This window comes from Kitasatospora sp. NPDC054795, assembly GCF_053611565.1.
The window spans coordinates 1-15162 of sequence record NZ_JBSHAP010000004.1 but is presented as its reverse complement, the minus strand read 5'-3'; the positions used below and the strand labels follow the sequence as shown (position 1 = coordinate 15162).

At 74.2% G+C, this 15162-nt stretch carries 12 protein-coding genes and 1 pseudogene; 3 read left to right on the top strand and 10 right to left on the bottom strand.

All coding sequences use genetic code 11. From position 1 onward, the window contains the following. Entirely contained in the window at nt 1–1725 is a 1725-nt protein-coding gene (locus ACWGJO_RS02310) for a DUF885 domain-containing protein (RefSeq protein WP_452181754.1), read from the bottom strand. A gap of 119 nt (nt 1726–1844) precedes the next feature. Here ACWGJO_RS02310 and ACWGJO_RS02305 point away from each other — a divergent pair, with 119 nt between their 5' ends. Then, nucleotides 1845–2600 (top strand): TetR/AcrR family transcriptional regulator, encoded by a 756-nt coding sequence (locus ACWGJO_RS02305; protein WP_452181753.1) that lies wholly within the window; start codon nt 1845–1847, stop codon nt 2598–2600. Nucleotides 2601–2728: 128 nt separating this feature from the next. Here the strand turns inward: ACWGJO_RS02305 and ACWGJO_RS02300 are convergent, their stop codons facing one another. The 8 genes from ACWGJO_RS02300 to ACWGJO_RS02265 all read right to left on the bottom strand — a co-directional run bounded on the left by ACWGJO_RS02300 (nt 2729) and on the right by ACWGJO_RS02265 (nt 10684). Beyond that, nucleotides 2729–3580 carry a fumarylacetoacetate hydrolase family protein gene (locus ACWGJO_RS02300; RefSeq protein WP_359899997.1) on the bottom strand — a complete coding sequence of 284 codons (852 nt, stop codon included), beginning with the start codon at nt 3578–3580 and terminating at the stop codon, nt 2729–2731. 270 nt (nt 3581–3850) lie between these two features. After that, entirely contained in the window at nt 3851–5116 is a 1266-nt protein-coding gene (locus ACWGJO_RS02295; protein ID WP_452181752.1) for a protein kinase domain-containing protein, read from the bottom strand. Nucleotides 5117–5161: 45 nt separating this feature from the next. Next, on the bottom strand, nt 5162–6151 hold the full coding sequence (locus ACWGJO_RS02290; RefSeq protein ID WP_452181751.1) for an ABC transporter substrate-binding protein: 990 nt from the start codon (nt 6149–6151) through the stop codon (nt 5162–5164). 44 nt (nt 6152–6195) lie between these two features. Further along, a complete protein-coding gene (locus ACWGJO_RS02285; RefSeq protein ID WP_359900028.1) occupies nt 6196–6948 on the bottom strand; it encodes an amino acid ABC transporter ATP-binding protein in 753 nt (250 codons plus the stop codon). Nucleotides 6949–7001: 53 nt separating this feature from the next. Then, nucleotides 7002–8009, bottom strand: a complete 1008-nt coding sequence (locus tag ACWGJO_RS02280) for an amino acid ABC transporter permease (RefSeq protein WP_452181750.1) — start codon at nt 8007–8009, stop codon at nt 7002–7004. Between the two features lie 25 nt (nt 8010–8034). Then, entirely contained in the window at nt 8035–8979 is a 945-nt protein-coding gene (locus ACWGJO_RS02275; protein WP_359900004.1) for an ABC transporter substrate-binding protein, read from the bottom strand. Nucleotides 8980–8990: 11 nt separating this feature from the next. Then, entirely contained in the window at nt 8991–9500 is a 510-nt protein-coding gene (locus ACWGJO_RS02270; RefSeq protein ID WP_452181749.1) for a GNAT family N-acetyltransferase, read from the bottom strand. After that, complete coding sequence (locus ACWGJO_RS02265; RefSeq protein WP_452181748.1) at nt 9497–10684, bottom strand: LLM class flavin-dependent oxidoreductase; 1188 nt, start codon at nt 10682–10684, stop codon at nt 9497–9499. Before ACWGJO_RS02265 ends, ACWGJO_RS02270 begins: the two co-directional genes overlap by 4 nt. Nucleotides 10685–11359: 675 nt before the next feature. On the opposite strand from ACWGJO_RS02265, the gene ACWGJO_RS02260 reads away from it, so the two are divergent. After that, complete coding sequence (locus ACWGJO_RS02260; protein ID WP_452181747.1) at nt 11360–12313, top strand: amino acid ABC transporter permease; 954 nt, start codon at nt 11360–11362, stop codon at nt 12311–12313. Then, on the top strand, nt 12310–14235 hold the full coding sequence (locus ACWGJO_RS02255) for an FAD/NAD(P)-binding protein (protein ID WP_452181746.1): 1926 nt from the start codon (nt 12310–12312) through the stop codon (nt 14233–14235). Before ACWGJO_RS02260 ends, ACWGJO_RS02255 begins: the two co-directional genes overlap by 4 nt. A gap of 18 nt (nt 14236–14253) precedes the next feature. Here ACWGJO_RS02255 and ACWGJO_RS02250 read toward each other — a convergent pair. Further along, a pseudogene (locus ACWGJO_RS02250) lies at nt 14254–15162 on the bottom strand (hypothetical protein); the annotation flags it as partial.

Genomic DNA, 15162 nt, shown 5'->3' with positions numbered 1-15162 from the left:
TCAGAGCGCCGAGAGCTCCTCGACCAGGTCGTCCAGACCCAGCGAGCCCTGCGAGAGCGCCGCCATGTGCCAGGCCTTGAGGTCGAACTCCTCGCCGCGCGCCTCGTGCGCCGCCTTCGCCGCCGCCCGTCCGCGCAGCCAGGCGCGCTCGCCGAGCTTGTAGCCGATCGCCTGGCCGGGCAGGCCCAGGTAGCGGACCAGCTCGCTGTCCAGGAACTCGGCGGACAGGCCGCAGTACAGGCCGAAGAACTCCCGGGCGTCCTCCGGGGCGACCGGCTCGCCCGGCTTGTACGGGGAGTCCGCCGGGAAGTCCAGGCCCACGTGCATGCCGATGTCGACGATCACCCGCAGCGCGCGCATCATCTGCGCGTTGAGGTAGCCCAGGCGGTGGCCCGGGTCGGTGAGGTAGCCGAGCTCGTCCATCAGGCGCTCGGCGTACAGCGCCCAGCCCTCCAGGTTGGCGCTCACCCCGCCGAGGCTCACCTGGTAGGTGGAGAGCCGGTCGGCGACGTAGTTCCACTGCGCGAGCTGGAGGTGGTGGCCCGGCACGCCCTCGTGGTACCAGGTGGAGACCAGGTCCCAGACCGGGAAGCGGTCCCGGCCGACCAGCGGCAGCCAGGTCCGCCCGGGGCGGCTGAAGTCCAGCGAGGGCGCGGTGTAGTACGGCGCGGCGGCGCTGCCGGCCGGGGCGATCCTCGACTCGACCCGGGTGACCGGCTCGGCCAGGTCGAAGTGGGTGCCCTGGAGGTCCCGGACGGCCTGGTCCATCAGGCCCTGGAGGTACTCCCGGGTGGTCTCGGCGCCCTCGATGGCCGGGCCGTCGGACTCCAGCCACTGCATCGCCGCCAGCGGGCCCGCGCCCGGCAGGACCTTCTCGGCCTCGACCTCCATCTGCGCCAGCAGGTCGTGGAACTCGCTCCACGCCCAGGCGTAGGCCTCGTCCAGGTCCAGGTCGGCACCGGTCCAGTAGCGCACCCAGCGGACGTAGCGCTCCCGGCCCGCGGTGTCCGGAGCACCGGCGGCGGCCGGGCCGTACACGTCGCGCAGCCAGTCGCGCAGCTCGGCCAGCGCCTCGGCGGCGGCCACCGCGTGCTTCGACAGCTCGGGGTGCAGGGCCTCCGGCGCCCCCTGGACGAACTGTCCGAACCAGGCACCGGGCACCCGCTCGTCCGCGGGCGTGTCCTCGCCCAGCCACTCGGCGAACTGCCCGAGCACCGTGGTCACCTGGCGCGGGCCGGACAGCAGGCCGCGCTCGACGCCCTCGGCCAGCGTCCGCCGGTACTGCTCGAACGCCACCGGGATCCTCGCCATGCGGCGGCCGACCACCTGCCACTCGGCCTCGGTGTCGGTCCCCATCAGGGTGAAGGACTCCCGCAGGTCGTGCACCGGGGAGCCGAGGTTGCGCAGCGAGCGGAAACCCTCCCCGGCCTCGTGGACGGCGAGTTCGGCGGACAGCCGCTCGCGCAGCAGCCGGGCGCAGCGGCGCTCGGCCTCGTCCTCGGCCGCGCCGGCCCGCTCGGCCTCGTCGAGCTTCGCCAGGGTGCGGCGGGCGAGGTCGGCCAGGGCCTCGGGGCCGGCCGGGGAGAGGTCGGGCAGCCGGTCGTCATCGAGGTTGAGGCCGAGGTACACCGCGGTCAGCGGGTCGAGCTCGGCCAGTTCGCGGACGTGGTCGTCGGCGATGCGGCGAGGGGTGGCGCCGTCGGCGGTGATCAGTTCTTCACGCATTCCGACATCATTTCGTGGCGCGGCCGCTTTGCAACCCCTTTGCGAGTGGGGTTCGCCTGCGAAAGTCCGTTCGGCGCGACAGGACCGGATCGGCCCGGCGCCCATTACGCTTGGCCGCCATGGAAGCCAGCCCCACCTCCGCAGGTCAGGCGCCCGTCCCGGCCGCGTCCGAGCCGCGTCCGCGCCGCACCGGCTACCGACGGCTGCCGGTCCAGCAGCGGCGCGAGCAGCTGATCACGGTCGCCCTGGAGCTGTTCGCCTCCCGGCCGCCCGAGGAGGTGAGCCTGGACGACGTCGCCGAGGCCGCCGGGGCCTCCCGCCCGCTGGTGTACCGCTACTTCGCGGGCGGCAAGCAGCAGTTGTACGAGGCCGCGCTGCGCACCGCGGCGGACGAGCTGACCAGCCGCTTCGCCGTACCGGTCCGCGGGACGCCGTCCGAGCAGCTGTCGGCGGTGCTGGACGGCTACTTCGCCTTCGTGGCCGAGCACGACGCGGGCTACTCGGCGCTGCTGCGCGGCGGTTCGGTGGTGGAGACGGCCCGCACCTCGGCCATCGTGGACGACGTCCGGCGGGCGGCGCTGCGGCGCACGCTGCGGCACCTGGGCGTGCGGGAGGCCGGGCCGCGGCTGAAGCTGCTGGTGCGCTCGTGGATCGCGGTGGTCGAGGGCGCGTCGCTGAGCTGGCTGGACGAGGGGCGCGCGCTGCCGGTGACGGAGCTGCGCGACTGGCTGGTGGACCAGTTCACCGCGATGGCCGCGGCGACGGCGCTGCACGACCCGCAGACGGCCGAGGTGCTGGCGGGGGTGCTCGCGCTGGAGGGGCCGCGGCCGCAGCGGGCGGAGCGGCTGCGGGCGGTCCTGGGCGGCGCTTCGTAGCTCGCGATTCCGGGGCCGGCCGCCCGCTCCGCTCCGGGGCCGCACGGCTTCAGGGCCGCACGACTTCGCGGCCGCGGGTCGTGGCGGCCCTCCCGACCCCCGTGCCAAGGGTCGGGCGGCCTCGGCTGTTACGCCTTGCCGAGCACCTGGCGCTGGCGGCCGAGCCCGTCGATCTCGATCTCGACCACGTCGCCCGGGGCGAGGAACGGCGTGCCGGGTCGGCCCAGGGTGACCCCGGCCGGGGTGCCGGTGATGATCACGTCGCCGGGCTCCAGCACCATGAACCGGCTCGCGTAGCGGACCAGTTCGAGCACCGGGAAGACCATCTCCGCGGTGCTGCCGTGCTGCCGCTGCTCGCCGTTGACCCAGAGCCGCAGGGTCAGCGCCTGCGGGTCGGCCACCTCGTCGGCGGTGACCAGCCAGGGCCCGAGCGGGGTGAAGGTCTCCGCCGACTTGCCCTTGTCCCACTGGCCGCCGCGCTCGAACTGGAAGGCCCGCTCGGTGACATCGTTGGCGATCGTGTAGCCGGCGATCACCCCGGCCGCCTCGGCGTGCGAGTCCAGGTAGCGGGCGGTGCGGCCGATCACGACGGCCAGTTCGGCCTCGTAGTCGGTCTTCTCGCCGCCGCGCGGCACCAGCACCTCGTCGTACGGGCCGACCACGGTGGAGCTCGGCTTGAGGAAGATCACCGGCTCGGCCGGGATCGCGGCCCCGGCCTCGGCCGCGTGGTCGCGGTAGTTGAGCCCGATGCCGACCACCTTGCCCGGCCGGGCCACCGGTGCGCCCACCCGCAGACCGTCGAGGTCCACCACCGGCAGGAGGCCGGAGGCCGCCTCCCGGGCCAGCGCGGCCGGGTCCAGCCCGGCCAGGAAGGCCCCGTCGAGGTCGCGGGCCCGCCCCGAGAGGTCGTACGCGGTGCCGTCCTCGCCCAGGACGACCGGGCGCTCGGCGCCCGCGGGTCCGACGCGCAGGAGCTTCATCGATCCGTCACCAGCCTTTCGTCGCAGCTCACCGGGGCGGCGCGGACGCCGCTCCCGTGTCCGGCAACGAGGTATACCAACGCGTCCGGGTCGCGGACCAGACCGTCCCGATGGGCGAAATCCTCCCGGTTCCCGCCCGGGCCGCGGGCCGGGCTCGGCGGCCCGCACGGTTGACACCCGACGGGCGTCAGGCCCACGGGCCGGCGGTGCGGGCCGGCGGAGCGGGCGGGCAGTGCGGGCCGACGGTGACTCCGGGCCGCGCGGGACGCCTCAGTCGCCCTGCGCGCCGCCGAGCAGCACCCCCAGGCTCAGCGCCCGCGCCCGGCCCGCGCCGAGCCGGACGGCCTCCCGCTGCCAGTGCGCGAGGTCGCGCCGCGCGTCCGCCCGGGCCTCCGGGGTGGCGCCGGGCACCTGGGCCAGCTCGTCCAGCAGCGCGACGGCGGCACCCGGGCTGCCGTCCCGGGCCAGCCAGAGGGCCAGGTCGTGGCAGGTGCGCAGGGTGCGCGGGTCGTCCGGTCCGCAGATCCGGGCGAAGTCGGGCACGAGCGCGGTGAGGATCTCGACCGCCTCCGCCGACTCGCCGGCCTCGCCGTGCCGCCAGGCCCGGTCGGCCCGCCGGCGCAGCTGCTCCGGGCTGGGGTCGTCCGGGCGCAGCATCCCGGGCCGGACGACGCGCAGCCGCTCCAGCACCTCGGCGGCTCCGGCGGGCCGCTGCTCGGGCCGCTTGGCGAGCAGTTCGGCGATCAGCGCGCCCAGCGCGGGGTCCTTGCTGCGGACCCGGAACGGGACCTCCTCCAGGTGCCGGTACATGTACTCGGCGGCCGAGGCGGCGCGGAACGGGCGCGCGCCGGTGCAGACCTCGTACAGCATGATGCCGAGCGCGTAGAGGTCGGCCCGGCCGTCCACCACGCCGCCGGACCAGCACTCGGGCGCCAGGTACGGGACGGTGCCGACCACGTTGCCGGTGGAGGTGAGCCGGACGGTCTGGGTGACCAGTCGGGCGATGCCGAAGTCCAGGACCTTGGCCCGCTCCCCGTCCTGCGCGATCATCACGTTCTCGGGCTTGATGTCCCGGTGGACGATCCCCGAGCGGTGCGCGGCGTCCAGCGCCTTGCACACGTGCCGCATCCAGCGCAGCGCCTGCTTGTGGTCCGGCCGGCCGTCCTTGAGCACCTCGGACAGCGCCCGGCCTCGGACCAGCTCCATCACCAGGTACGGGATCTTCCCGGAGCCGGTCTCCGTCCACCCGTAGTCGTACACGGTCACGATGTGCGGATTGTTGAGGCCGCCGGCCGTCCGGGCCTCGCGGACGAACCGGCTGACCGCCTCCCGGTCGGTGGCGTGCTCGGCGAGCAGCACCTTGACCGCGACCTCCCGGTCGATAGTCGTGTCGGTGGCCCGCCAGACCACGCCGAACCCGCCCCTGCCCAGCTTCTGCTCCAGCCGGAAGCGACCGCCGAGCACCTCGCCCTTCTCCATGCCCTCCCCCAACTCGACCGCGCCCGCCCGGCATTCGCCGTCGGGAGGGGTCACCATAGCGGCGGGCGGGAACGAACGGGTGAACGTCCCCGGGCCGCCCTCCTACGGCTTGGGCCGGGGCAGCCCGGGCGGGTTGATCTCCGAGTTCGGCACGGCCTCGTTGTCCAGGCCCCAGCGCTTGAGCACCTGCCCGTACGTGCCGTTGCGGATCAGTTCGTCGATCGCCCCGTTCAGCGCCTTGACCAGCCCGTTGTCCTTCCGGGTGGTCGCCGCGATCTTGCCGAGGACGTCCGCGCCGCCGCCCGAGTAGGTGCCGACGACCTCGGTCTCGCCGGTCCGCACGGCGTGGAAGGCCAGGCTGGGGTTGGGGCCGGTGTAGACCTCGATCCGGCCGGAGGCGAGCGCCAGGTAGTACTCGGTGCCCTGGAAGTACTTGATGTCGATCGGCTTGAGCCCGTTCCTGACGTTCTCCTCGCTCCAGGAGACCAGCAGCTTCTCCTGGTTGGTGCCGGTGGCGACGCCGACCGCCCTGCCCGCGAGGTCCTTGGGGCCGGTGACCTTGAGGCCGCCGCCCTTCTTCGCCTCGAAGCCCAGGACGTCCAGCCGGTAGGTGGCGAAGTCGTACTTCTCCTTGCGCGCCTCGGTGACGGTGATGTTGGAGACGCCGACGTCGTACTTGCCGCTGTCCAGACCGACGAAGATGTTCTCCCAGGAGACCGGGTTGAACTCGACCTTGAGGCCCAGCACGTTGCCGATCAGGGAGGCGAGGTCCGGCTCGACGCCGATGATCGTCCTGTCGTCGTCGGCGTAGAAGTCCAGCGGCGGGGTGGTGCCGATCGAGTCGACGACGGTCAGCGTCCCCTTCTTCCTGATCTCCTCCGGGACCAGCGCGGCGATCGCGTCGACTTTGGGCGTGGTGACCCGGTTCTGGTCCGGCGAGAGGTTCACCACCGTGCCGTCCGGCGCGGTGCTGCCCCTGGCCGGGGCGAGTTCCGCCGACGCGCCCGTGGCGGAGCCGCCGCAGCCGGCCAGGGCGAGGGCGGCGGCGAGCGCGCCGGCGGCGGTCACGAGGGCGCGACGGGGTAGGGACATGGCGGAACTCCTGCTCGGTGAAGGGGGGTGGAGGGTATGGAGGGTCAGAGGACCTTGGCCAGGAAGGCCCGGGTGCGCTCGTGCCGCGGCCGGTCCAGGACCTCGGCGGGCGGGCCCTGCTCGACCACCACGCCGCCGTCCATGAAGACCACGGTGTCGGCGACCTCGCGGGCGAAGCCGATCTCGTGGGTGACCACGATCATCGTGGTGCCGCTGCGGGCGAGGTCCTTGATGACGTCCAGCACCTCGCCGACCAGCTCCGGGTCCAGCGCCGAGGTGGGCTCGTCGAACAGCAGCACCTTGGGCTCCAGCGCCAGCGCCCGGGCGATCGCCACCCGCTGCTGCTGCCCGCCGGACAGCTGCCGGGGGTAGGCGGCGGCCTTGTCGGCCAGCCCGACCCGCTCCAGCAGCGCCAGCGCCGCCGCCCTGGCCCCGGCCTTCGGGCGGCGCAGCGCGGCGACCGGCGCCTCGACCAGGTTCTCCAGCACGGTGAGGTGCGGGAACAGGTTGAAGTTCTGGAACACGAAGCCGATGCCGGTGCGCTGGCGCAGCACCTCGCGCTCCTTGAGCTCGTACAGCCGGTCGCCGGAGCGGCGGTAGCCGATCAGCTCGCCGTCGATGGCGACGTGGCCGCGGTCCAGCTTCTCCAGGTGGTTGATCGCCCGCAGCAGGGTGGACTTGCCGGAGCCGGACGGGCCGAGCACCACGGTCACCGAGCCGGCCGGGACGTCCAGGTCGACCCCGCGCAGCACCTCCAGCCGGCCGAAGCTCTTGTGCAGGCCGCGGACCCGCACCATCGGGGCGGCCGGGGCCGGGCCGGGAGGGTTCGGATCGGGCTTCGTCAGCGTGGTCACGACTGTCCTCCGGGGATAGGGGCGGCGGGCCGGGTGCGGTCCGGCAGGCTCCGGGCGAGGGCCCGGACGCGCTGCCACGGGGTGGGCGGCGGGGTGCGCTCGGCGCCGCGGGCGAAGTGGCGCTCGACGTAGTACTGGCCGATCGAGAGGGCGGTGGTCAGCAGCACGTACCAGACGGTGGCGACCATCAGCAGCGGCACCACCCGGCCGGTTCGGCCGTAGACCACCTGGGCCTGGTAGAAGAGTTCGCCGATCGCCATCACGTAGACCACCGAGGTGCCCTTGAGCAGGGAGATCACCTCGTTGGCGGCGGCCGGGAGGATGCCGCGCATCGCCTGCGGCAGCACGATCCGCCAACCCTGCCGCCAGCGCGGGATGCCGAGCGCGGCGGCGGCCTCCCGCTGGCCGGCGTCCACCGCGATGATGCCGCCGCGGATGATCTCGGCGGCGAACGCGGCCTGGTGCAGCCCCAGGCCGAGCACCGCCGCGCCGAGCGCGCCGAGCACCCCGACCGTCTCGACCTCGCCGAAGGTCGGGCCGAACGGGATGCCGATCCCGAACCGCTTGTACAGGTAGGAGAGGTTGAACCAGAACACCAATTGGACGATCAGCGGGATCGAGCGGAACACCCACACGTAGGCCCAGGCGATGGAGCGCAGGATCGCGCTGCGGGACAGCCGCATCGCGGCCACCGCGGTGCCCAGCACGAAGCCCAGCACCGTGCCGTAGGCGGTGAGTTCGAGGGTCCGTCCGATCGCCCGGAGGATGGTGTCGGCGGTGAAGTAGAGCCGGAACGTGGCCCAGTCCCAGCCGGGGTTGGTGGCCAGGCCGTGGGCGAACTGGGCGAGCACGACCAGCGCGGCGATCCCGGCGGCCCAGCGCCAGGGGTGGCGGGCGGGCACGGTCCGCAGGCCGGCCAGTGCGTCGAGGTCGAGGTCGGGGGCGGCCGGGGGCGGGGCCGGCCGGGTCCCGGTGGTGACGGTGGTGACGGTGGTGACGGTCATCGGAGGTCTCCTCGGTGGCCGGCGCTCAGGCGTGCTCGGGCGGGCTGATCCGCGATTCCTCGATCGCCGACTCGGCGACCCCCCACTTGCGCAGGATCCGCTCGTACGTCCCGTCCTTGATCAGCTGGTTGACCGCCGCCTGGAGGGCCGGGGCGAGCTTCGAACCCTTCTTCAGGGCGAAGCCGACGTCGAGGCGGTGGAACTCGTTGAGGAAGCGGGTCCCGGAGGCCTCCTGCGCGGCCTGGTGGCGCAGGCCGTTGATGGTGGACATCTCGATGTCCACCCGGCCCTGCTGGAGGCTGGTCAGCAGGGCTCCGCTCTCGCCGAACGCCTTGACCTCGTACGGCTTCTTCCCGGCGTCGGCGCAGACGTTCTTCCGGCTGTTGAGGGTGGTCTCGAAGGTGGTGCCGGCGCCGGTGCCGATGGTCAGTCCGCACAGCTGGACCAGGTCGGTGACCGGCTGGACCGCGGTGTTGTCCTTCTTCACCGCGAAGCCCTGGCCGTCGTCGATGTAGGTGACGAAGTCGATGGTCCTCAGCCGGGCCGCGGTGACCCCGAAGTTGCCGGTGCCGACGTCGTACTTCCCGCTGTCCAGGGCGGGCAGGATGGTCTCGAAGGCGGCCTGCTCGCGCTGCACGGTCAGGCCGAGCAGCCTGGCCACCGCGTCGGTGAAGTCCACGTCGATCCCGGCCGGCTTCCTGTCGGCCTGGTCGGTGTAGAACGCGCTGGGCGGCGCGCCGAAGGCCGAGCCGAACTTCAGCGTGCCGGCCCTGCGGACCTCCTCGGGCAGCAGCGCGGCGGCGGACTCCGAGGTCCTGAGGCCGGAGACGAGGTCCTCGGTGGCGGTGGCGGCCGGACCGCCCGCCGCCGCGCCCGCGATCTTCGGGTCCGAGCCGCAGGCGGCCAGGGCCAGGACCGGCAGCAGGACGGCGGTCGCGAGCAGGCGGCGGCGGACGGTGGTGGTTCTCACGAGGCGGCCTTTCAGGAGGTCGTGGTCAGAACGGGCAGGTGCTTCTCGAAGGGAAGCGGCCCGATGGTCATGGGGTCGGCGCAGACGTCGAACAGCGGGGTGTAGCCGGCCGCCAGGTAGAGGTTCCTGGCCTCGGGCTGGCGCGGGCCGGTGGTGAGGTGGAAGCGGGTGTAGCCGGCCGCGGCCGCCGTCCGCTCCAGCTCGGCCAGCACCCGGCGGGCCAGGCCCCGGCGCCGGTGCGCGGAGTGCGTCCACATCCGCTTCACCTCGGCGGTGCGGTCGTCGTAGCGCTTGTACGCGCCGCCGGCCACCGGTTCGCCGTCCTCCAGCAGGAGCAGCAGCACGCCGTGCGGCTCGGCGAAGTCCCCGGCCGGGTAGCGGGCCATCTCCTGGTGCGCCTCGGGGCCGTACCGGGTGACGTACTCGTGGGTGAGCTCGCGCAGCAGCGGCTCGACCAGCGGATCGTCGATCACGGCCCTGCGGAACTCCCACCCGTCGGCCGGGCCCGCGCCCGCGCTCACGCCTGCACCGCGATCAGCTGGTGACGGTCGCGCTCGGCCCGCTCGGCCCGCTCGGCCTTGGCGGCCCTGGCGGCGTCCCGCTTGGCGACCTCCTCGCGGACGATCGGGATGACGTACCGGCCGAAGTCGATCGCGTCGTCCAGCAGGTGGTAGCCGCGCGCGGAGAGGATGTCCACGCCGAGGTCGTAGTAGTCGAGCAGCGCCTGGGCGACCGTCTCCGGGGTGCCGACCAGCGCGTTGGAGTTGCCCGCCCCGCCGGTGGCCGCGGCGGTCGGGGTCCACAGGGCGCGGTCGTAGCGCTCGCCGGCCTCGGCGATCTCGATCAGCCGCTGGGAGCCGACGTTCTCGGGTGCCGCGATCTCGCGCGTCCCGGCCTCGCGCGTCCCGGTCGCCGGGTTCGTCCCCGCCCGGTCGGTTCCCCGACGGTCCCGGATCGCGGCCACCGTCCGGTGCGCCTTCTCCCAGGCCAGCTCCTCGGTCGGCGCGATGATCGGCCGGAACGCCACCTGGATCCGCGGCACGTCGGTGCGCCCGGCGGCCCGGGCCGCCTCCTTCACCCGCTCGATCTGCTCGGCGGTGCGGGCCAGCGGCTCGCCCCAGAGGCAGTAGACGTCCGCCTCGGCGCCGCCGGCCGCGTAGGCCGCGTCGGAGGAGCCGCCGAAGGAGACCCCCGGGCGCGGCTGCTGCACGGGGAAGACGTCCGAGACGAAGTCGTCGAAGCGGTAGTACGGGCCCTCGTGGTCGAAGGGCTCCCGGCTGGTCCAGGCCTTCTTGACGATGCCGATGTACTCCCGGGTGCGCTCGTAGCGCTGGTCCTTGGTCAGGAAGTCGCCCTCGCGCTGCTGCTCGTGGTCGTTGCCGCCGGTGATGAAGTGCACGGTCAGCCGGCCGTCGCTGATCCGGTCGAGGGTCGCGAAGGTCTTGGCCGCGAAGGTCGGGTAGGAGACGTTCGGCCGGTGCGCCAGCAGGATCTGGAGGCGCTCCAGGTGCGAGGCGAGGAAGGCCGCCGCGGCCGACGGCTCCGGGGCGCCGGCCCCGTAGGCGAAGAGCACCCGGTCCCAGCCGTGGTCCTCGTGCGCCCGGGCCAGCCGCAGGGTGTAGTCGCGGTCGAAGGCGGCGGTGGTGCGGGCGGTGGTCTCCGAACCGTCGCCGGTGGCGGCGATACCGAGGAATTCGACGGGCATGGCGGAACCTTTCGGGTGGGCGGGACTCCGGTGGGCTGCGGGTGGGCAGGGGGTGCCACCCGGCCGGAGGCGGGGGGCGCCGGAGGCGGCCGCGGCGGGGCGGCCGTCGAACACGTGACGGTGGACGTGGCGGTGGAAACGGCGACGGGAGGGGACTGCCGGAGTGCGGGAGGACCGGAGTGCGGAAGGGCCGGAGCGCAGTGCGAAGTCGACGGCGGCAGCGAAGGCCTGACGCGTCGCCGGTCACCGACGACGGATCCGGGCCGCGACGGGGCGAACCGAGGGAGGGCTCCCCGCCGGGAGATCAGGCCGGACGGACGGCCCGCTGCCGGGTCAGCCGCGACACGCCGCGGACCACACCCGACCGAAGTCGATGTGGTCGCGGCTGACCAGGGGCTGCTCGGCGTACATGGCCTCAAGTTGAGCAGTCGGCCGATCGGTACGTCAACCATCCATCATTGCCGCACTGTTGCGATCTCCTGTCGCTTTTCCGACGCGCCCCGGCCGGGCCCTCCGCCGTCCCGATCACCCTTGACAGCCGTCGATCGCGCATGCGTACGATCGGCGCGGAGTGCAGTGCCATGCGCCGGCCGTGTTGAGGGACACGGGCCGCGCCCCCGTACGTGACCACCGCCGTACATCTCCCCGCCCGCACTCCGCCCAGGAGCCGCCGCCATGGCCACCCCGCAGGACGTCCTGCCCGCCCCCTCCGCACTCGACCGCCCCGCCGCGCCGCCCGCCGCCGAGGCCCGGATCGTCGCCCGCCGCAAGCCCGGCCAGTGGGCCGCCGCCGCCGTCGCCCTGCTGCTGGCCGCGATGGCGGTCAACTCGGTGATCCGCAACAAGGCCTTCCAGTGGAACGTGGTCGCCGACTGGTTCACCGCCCGGTCGGTGCTCGACGGACTCGCCCTGACCCTCTGGCTGACGGCCGTCACCCTCGCCCTCGGCTTCGTGCTCGGCACCCTCCTCGCCACCATGCGGCTGTCCGCCAACCCGGTGCTGCGCACGCTGAGCTGGGTCTACATCTGGGTGTTCCGCTCCACCCCGCCGCTGGTGCAGCTGCTGTTCTTCTTCAACATCGGCGCGCTCTACCCCACCCTCGGCCTCGGCGTCCCGTTCGGCCCCGAGTTCGTCACGGTCAGGACCGTCAACCTGATGGGCCCCACCCTGACCGCCGTCATCGGCCTCACCCTGCTGGAGACCGCGTACGCCGCCGAGGTGATCCGCGGCGGCATCCTGTCCGTCGACCGCGGCCAGCTGGAGGCGGCGTCCGCGCTCGGGCTCGGCCGGTGGCGGGTGCTGCGCCGGATCGTGGTGCCGCAGGCGATGCGGGCGATCGTGCCGACCGCCGGGAACATGCTGATCGGCGCGCTCAAGGGCACCAGCATCGTCAGCGTGCTGGCCGTCTCCGACCTGCTCTACTCGGTGCAGCTGGTCTACCTCCAGTCGTACCGGGTCATCCCGATGCTGATGGTCGCCACCATCTGGTACCTGGTGGTCACCACCCTGCTGTCCGTCGGCCAGTACTACGTGGAACGGCACTTCGCCCGGGGCGCCACCCGCGACGGCCTGCCGCCCACCCCGCTGCAGCGGGCCCGCGCGGCCTTCGTGAAGGTGGTGCGGGCATGACGGCGCTGGTCATCGTCGGCGCCGGCCCGCGCGGCACCGGACTGCTGGAGCGGATCGCCGCCAACGCGGCCGAACTCCTGCCCGAGGAGCGCCCGTTGGCGATCCACCTGGTCGACCCGTACCCGCCGGGCGCGGGCCGGATCTGGCGCCACGACCAGTCCCCGCTGCTGCGGATGAACTCCATGGCCGAGGACGTCACCATGTTCACCGACGAGCGCTCCACCCTCGAAGGGCCGGTCCGCCCCGGCCCCTCGCTCGCCGAATGGGCCGCGCGGCAGGAGGAGTTCGCGCCCTACCGGGAGGTCGCCGACCCGGCCGTCCGGGCCGAGCTGCGCACCCTCGCGCCCGCGGACTTCCCCACCCGCCGGGCCCAGAGCGCCTACCTGGACTGGGTGTTCCGCCGCGCCGTCGCCGAACTGCCGGCGCACATCGCGGTCACCGTCCACCGCGACACCGTCCGGCGGATCGAGGGCCCGGCCGACGGCCCGCAGGCCGTCCACCTCACCGACCGGACGCTCACCGCCGACCACGTCGTGCTCACCCTCGGCCACCTCGACTCGGCCCCGCACCCGCGCTTCGCCGCCGACGCCGCCTTCGCCGCCCGGCACGGCCGCTTCCACCTCCCGCCCGCCCACTCCGCCGACGTGACCGCCGAACTGGCCGCCCTCGCCCCCGGCGAGCAGGTGGTGCTGCGCGGCCTCGGGCTCGCCTCGGTGGACCTGGTCACACTGCTCACCGAGGGCCGCGGCGGCCGCTTCGAGCCGATCGGGGACGGGCCCGCGCTGCGCTACCTGTCGTCCGGCCGCGAGCCGGTGCTCCACCTCGGCTCCCGGCGCGGCGTCCCGTACCACTCCAAGACCGGCTACCGGCTCCAGGGGCCGCCCGCCCCGCTCCCCCGGTACTTCGACGAGGCCGCCGTGAACACCGTGCTCACCACCGGCGGACAGCTCGAACTGCGGCGCGACTTCTGGCCGTTGATGGCCAAGGAGATCGCCTTCGGGCACTACCACGAGCTGTTCCACGCCCACCCCGGGCGCACCGCCCTGCCCTGGCCGGAGTTCCTCGGCCGCTACGACCGGCACCACTGGTACGGCCCCGAACTCGCCGCCCTGATCGCCGAGGCCGTCCCCGACCCGGCCGACCGGATCGACTTCGAACGGCTCGACCACCCACTGGCCGGGCTCGAACTCGGCACCGACGAGGAGCTCCAGGCACACCTGCGCGGGTACGTCACCGCCGACGCCGACCGCCGCGCCGACCCGGCACACAGCGCCGACCTCGGCGCCTTCCTCGGCCTGCTCTCGCTGTTCGGCCAGCTCCCCCGGGTGATGGCGAGCGGCCGACTCACCGCCCGTTCGATCGCCGAGGAGGTGGACGGGTGGTTCTTCGGCTACTTCGGCTTCCTCGCCTCCGGCCCGCCCGGCTTCCGGCTGCGCCAGCTGCTCGCCCTCTCCGAGGCCGGGGTGGTGCGCTTCCTCGGCGCGGACGTGCGGATCGAACGGGACGAGGCGAGCGGCACCTGGCGGGCCGGCGGCGCCACCGTGCCCGGCCACCGGGTCACCGCGACGGCGCTGGTCGAGGCGTACCTGCCCAAGCACGCACTGGCCCGCACCCTGGACCCGGTGCTGCGCGACCTGCACCGCACCGGACGGATCGTCGAGGAGGTGATCACCGACCCCGACTACACCCACCGCTCCGGCCTGGTCACCATCACCCCCGCGGACAGCCGACTGCTCGACCCGGCCCTCGGCGGCGCCCCGCACCCCCGCCGCACCGCCCTCGGCCCGCACACCAGCCTGCGCGCGGCCGCCGCCTTCGCCCGCCCGCGCACCAACGCCCCGGGCTTCCGGCAGAACGACGCCGCCGCCCGCGCCCTGCTCCACGCCCTGGCCGCCCTCCCGGCGCCGGCCCTGGCGGGCTGAGCGCCGTGGCGACGGCGCTCAGGCCCCGAAGATCTCCTCCACCAGGTCCTCGTCCGAGACGTGGTCCGGTGCGTCGAACACCACGTCCGCGACGCCCTTCAGGCCGATCCCCCGGTCCAGCGCGTCCATGCAGGCCCGGGCCTCCTCGTCGGTGGCGAAGTCCCACAGCCGCAGCCGCCGCACCAGCACCAGTGCCTCCATCGGGCTCATCCGCGGCGTGCGGCGGCGCTGCCCCGGCCCCTTGCGGCCGGCCTGGGCCAGCTGCTGCTGGTAGCCGGCCAGGTCCCGCCAGGCCTGCACGGTGCTCGGGTGGTGCTCGCCCAGCACCCGGGCGAGGTCCGGCAGCAGCCCGTGCAGCTGGAGCACCGCGCCCTGCGGGTCGCCCCGGTTGGCCCGGTGCAGCGCGAGGTCGTGCCGGGCCTTCAGGACCCGCGGGTCGTACGGGCCCCAGGCGGCGTGCAGGTCGGGCAGCAGCTCGTTCATCAGCCGGATCGCGGTGACCGGCGCACCGCTCTCGCCGACGCACCAGACCAGGTGGTAGCGGGCGCCGAGGGTGTCCGGGTCGACCGCGCCGAGCGCCGCGCGCATGTCGTCCACCAGGGCGGTCAGCAGCCGGACCGCGCCGTTCAGGTCCCCGGTCCGGCTGAGGTACCAGGCGAAGTCCCGCCAGGTGCACAGGGTGTCCCGGTCGCTCCGGCCGAGCACCGTCACGCACTCCTGGGCGAGCGTCTGCAGCAGCATCGCCGACTCGCCGGCCGTCGCCGCCCGGTACGCGGCGGACCGGCGCTCGCGCAGTGCGGCCCGGACGGACCCGGCCGGCGGCGTGGCCGTCACCGGCGGCGTGGTCAGCGGGGGCAGCACCGACGGGACGGCGGGCGGCACGGCGGGCGCGGGCAGCACGGCAGGCGCGGGCACGGGCGCGGGCAC

Bases quoted from the DNA above. Each gene is read 5' to 3' on its own strand.
- ACWGJO_RS02300 (WP_359899997.1), bottom strand. From the start codon at position 3,580: ATGAAGCTCCTGCGCGTCGGACCCGCGGGCGCCGAGCGCCCGGTCGTC.
- ACWGJO_RS02295 (WP_452181752.1), bottom strand. From the start codon at position 5,116: ATGGTGACCCCTCCCGACGGCGAATGCCGGGCGGGCGCGGTCGAGTTG.
- ACWGJO_RS02305 (WP_452181753.1), top strand. From the start codon at position 1,845: ATGGAAGCCAGCCCCACCTCCGCAGGTCAGGCGCCCGTCCCGGCCGCG.
- ACWGJO_RS02290 (WP_452181751.1), bottom strand. From the start codon at position 6,151: ATGTCCCTACCCCGTCGCGCCCTCGTGACCGCCGCCGGCGCGCTCGCC.
- ACWGJO_RS02260 (WP_452181747.1), top strand. From the start codon at position 11,360: ATGGCCACCCCGCAGGACGTCCTGCCCGCCCCCTCCGCACTCGACCGC.
- ACWGJO_RS02285 (WP_359900028.1), bottom strand. From the start codon at position 6,948: ATGGTGCGGGTCCGCGGCCTGCACAAGAGCTTCGGCCGGCTGGAGGTG.
- ACWGJO_RS02255 (WP_452181746.1), top strand. From the start codon at position 12,310: ATGACGGCGCTGGTCATCGTCGGCGCCGGCCCGCGCGGCACCGGACTG.
- ACWGJO_RS02265 (WP_452181748.1), bottom strand. From the start codon at position 10,684: ATGCCCGTCGAATTCCTCGGTATCGCCGCCACCGGCGACGGTTCGGAG.
- ACWGJO_RS02310 (WP_452181754.1), bottom strand. From the start codon at position 1,725: ATGCGTGAAGAACTGATCACCGCCGACGGCGCCACCCCTCGCCGCATC.
- ACWGJO_RS02280 (WP_452181750.1), bottom strand. From the start codon at position 8,009: ATGACCGTCACCACCGTCACCACCGTCACCACCGGGACCCGGCCGGCC.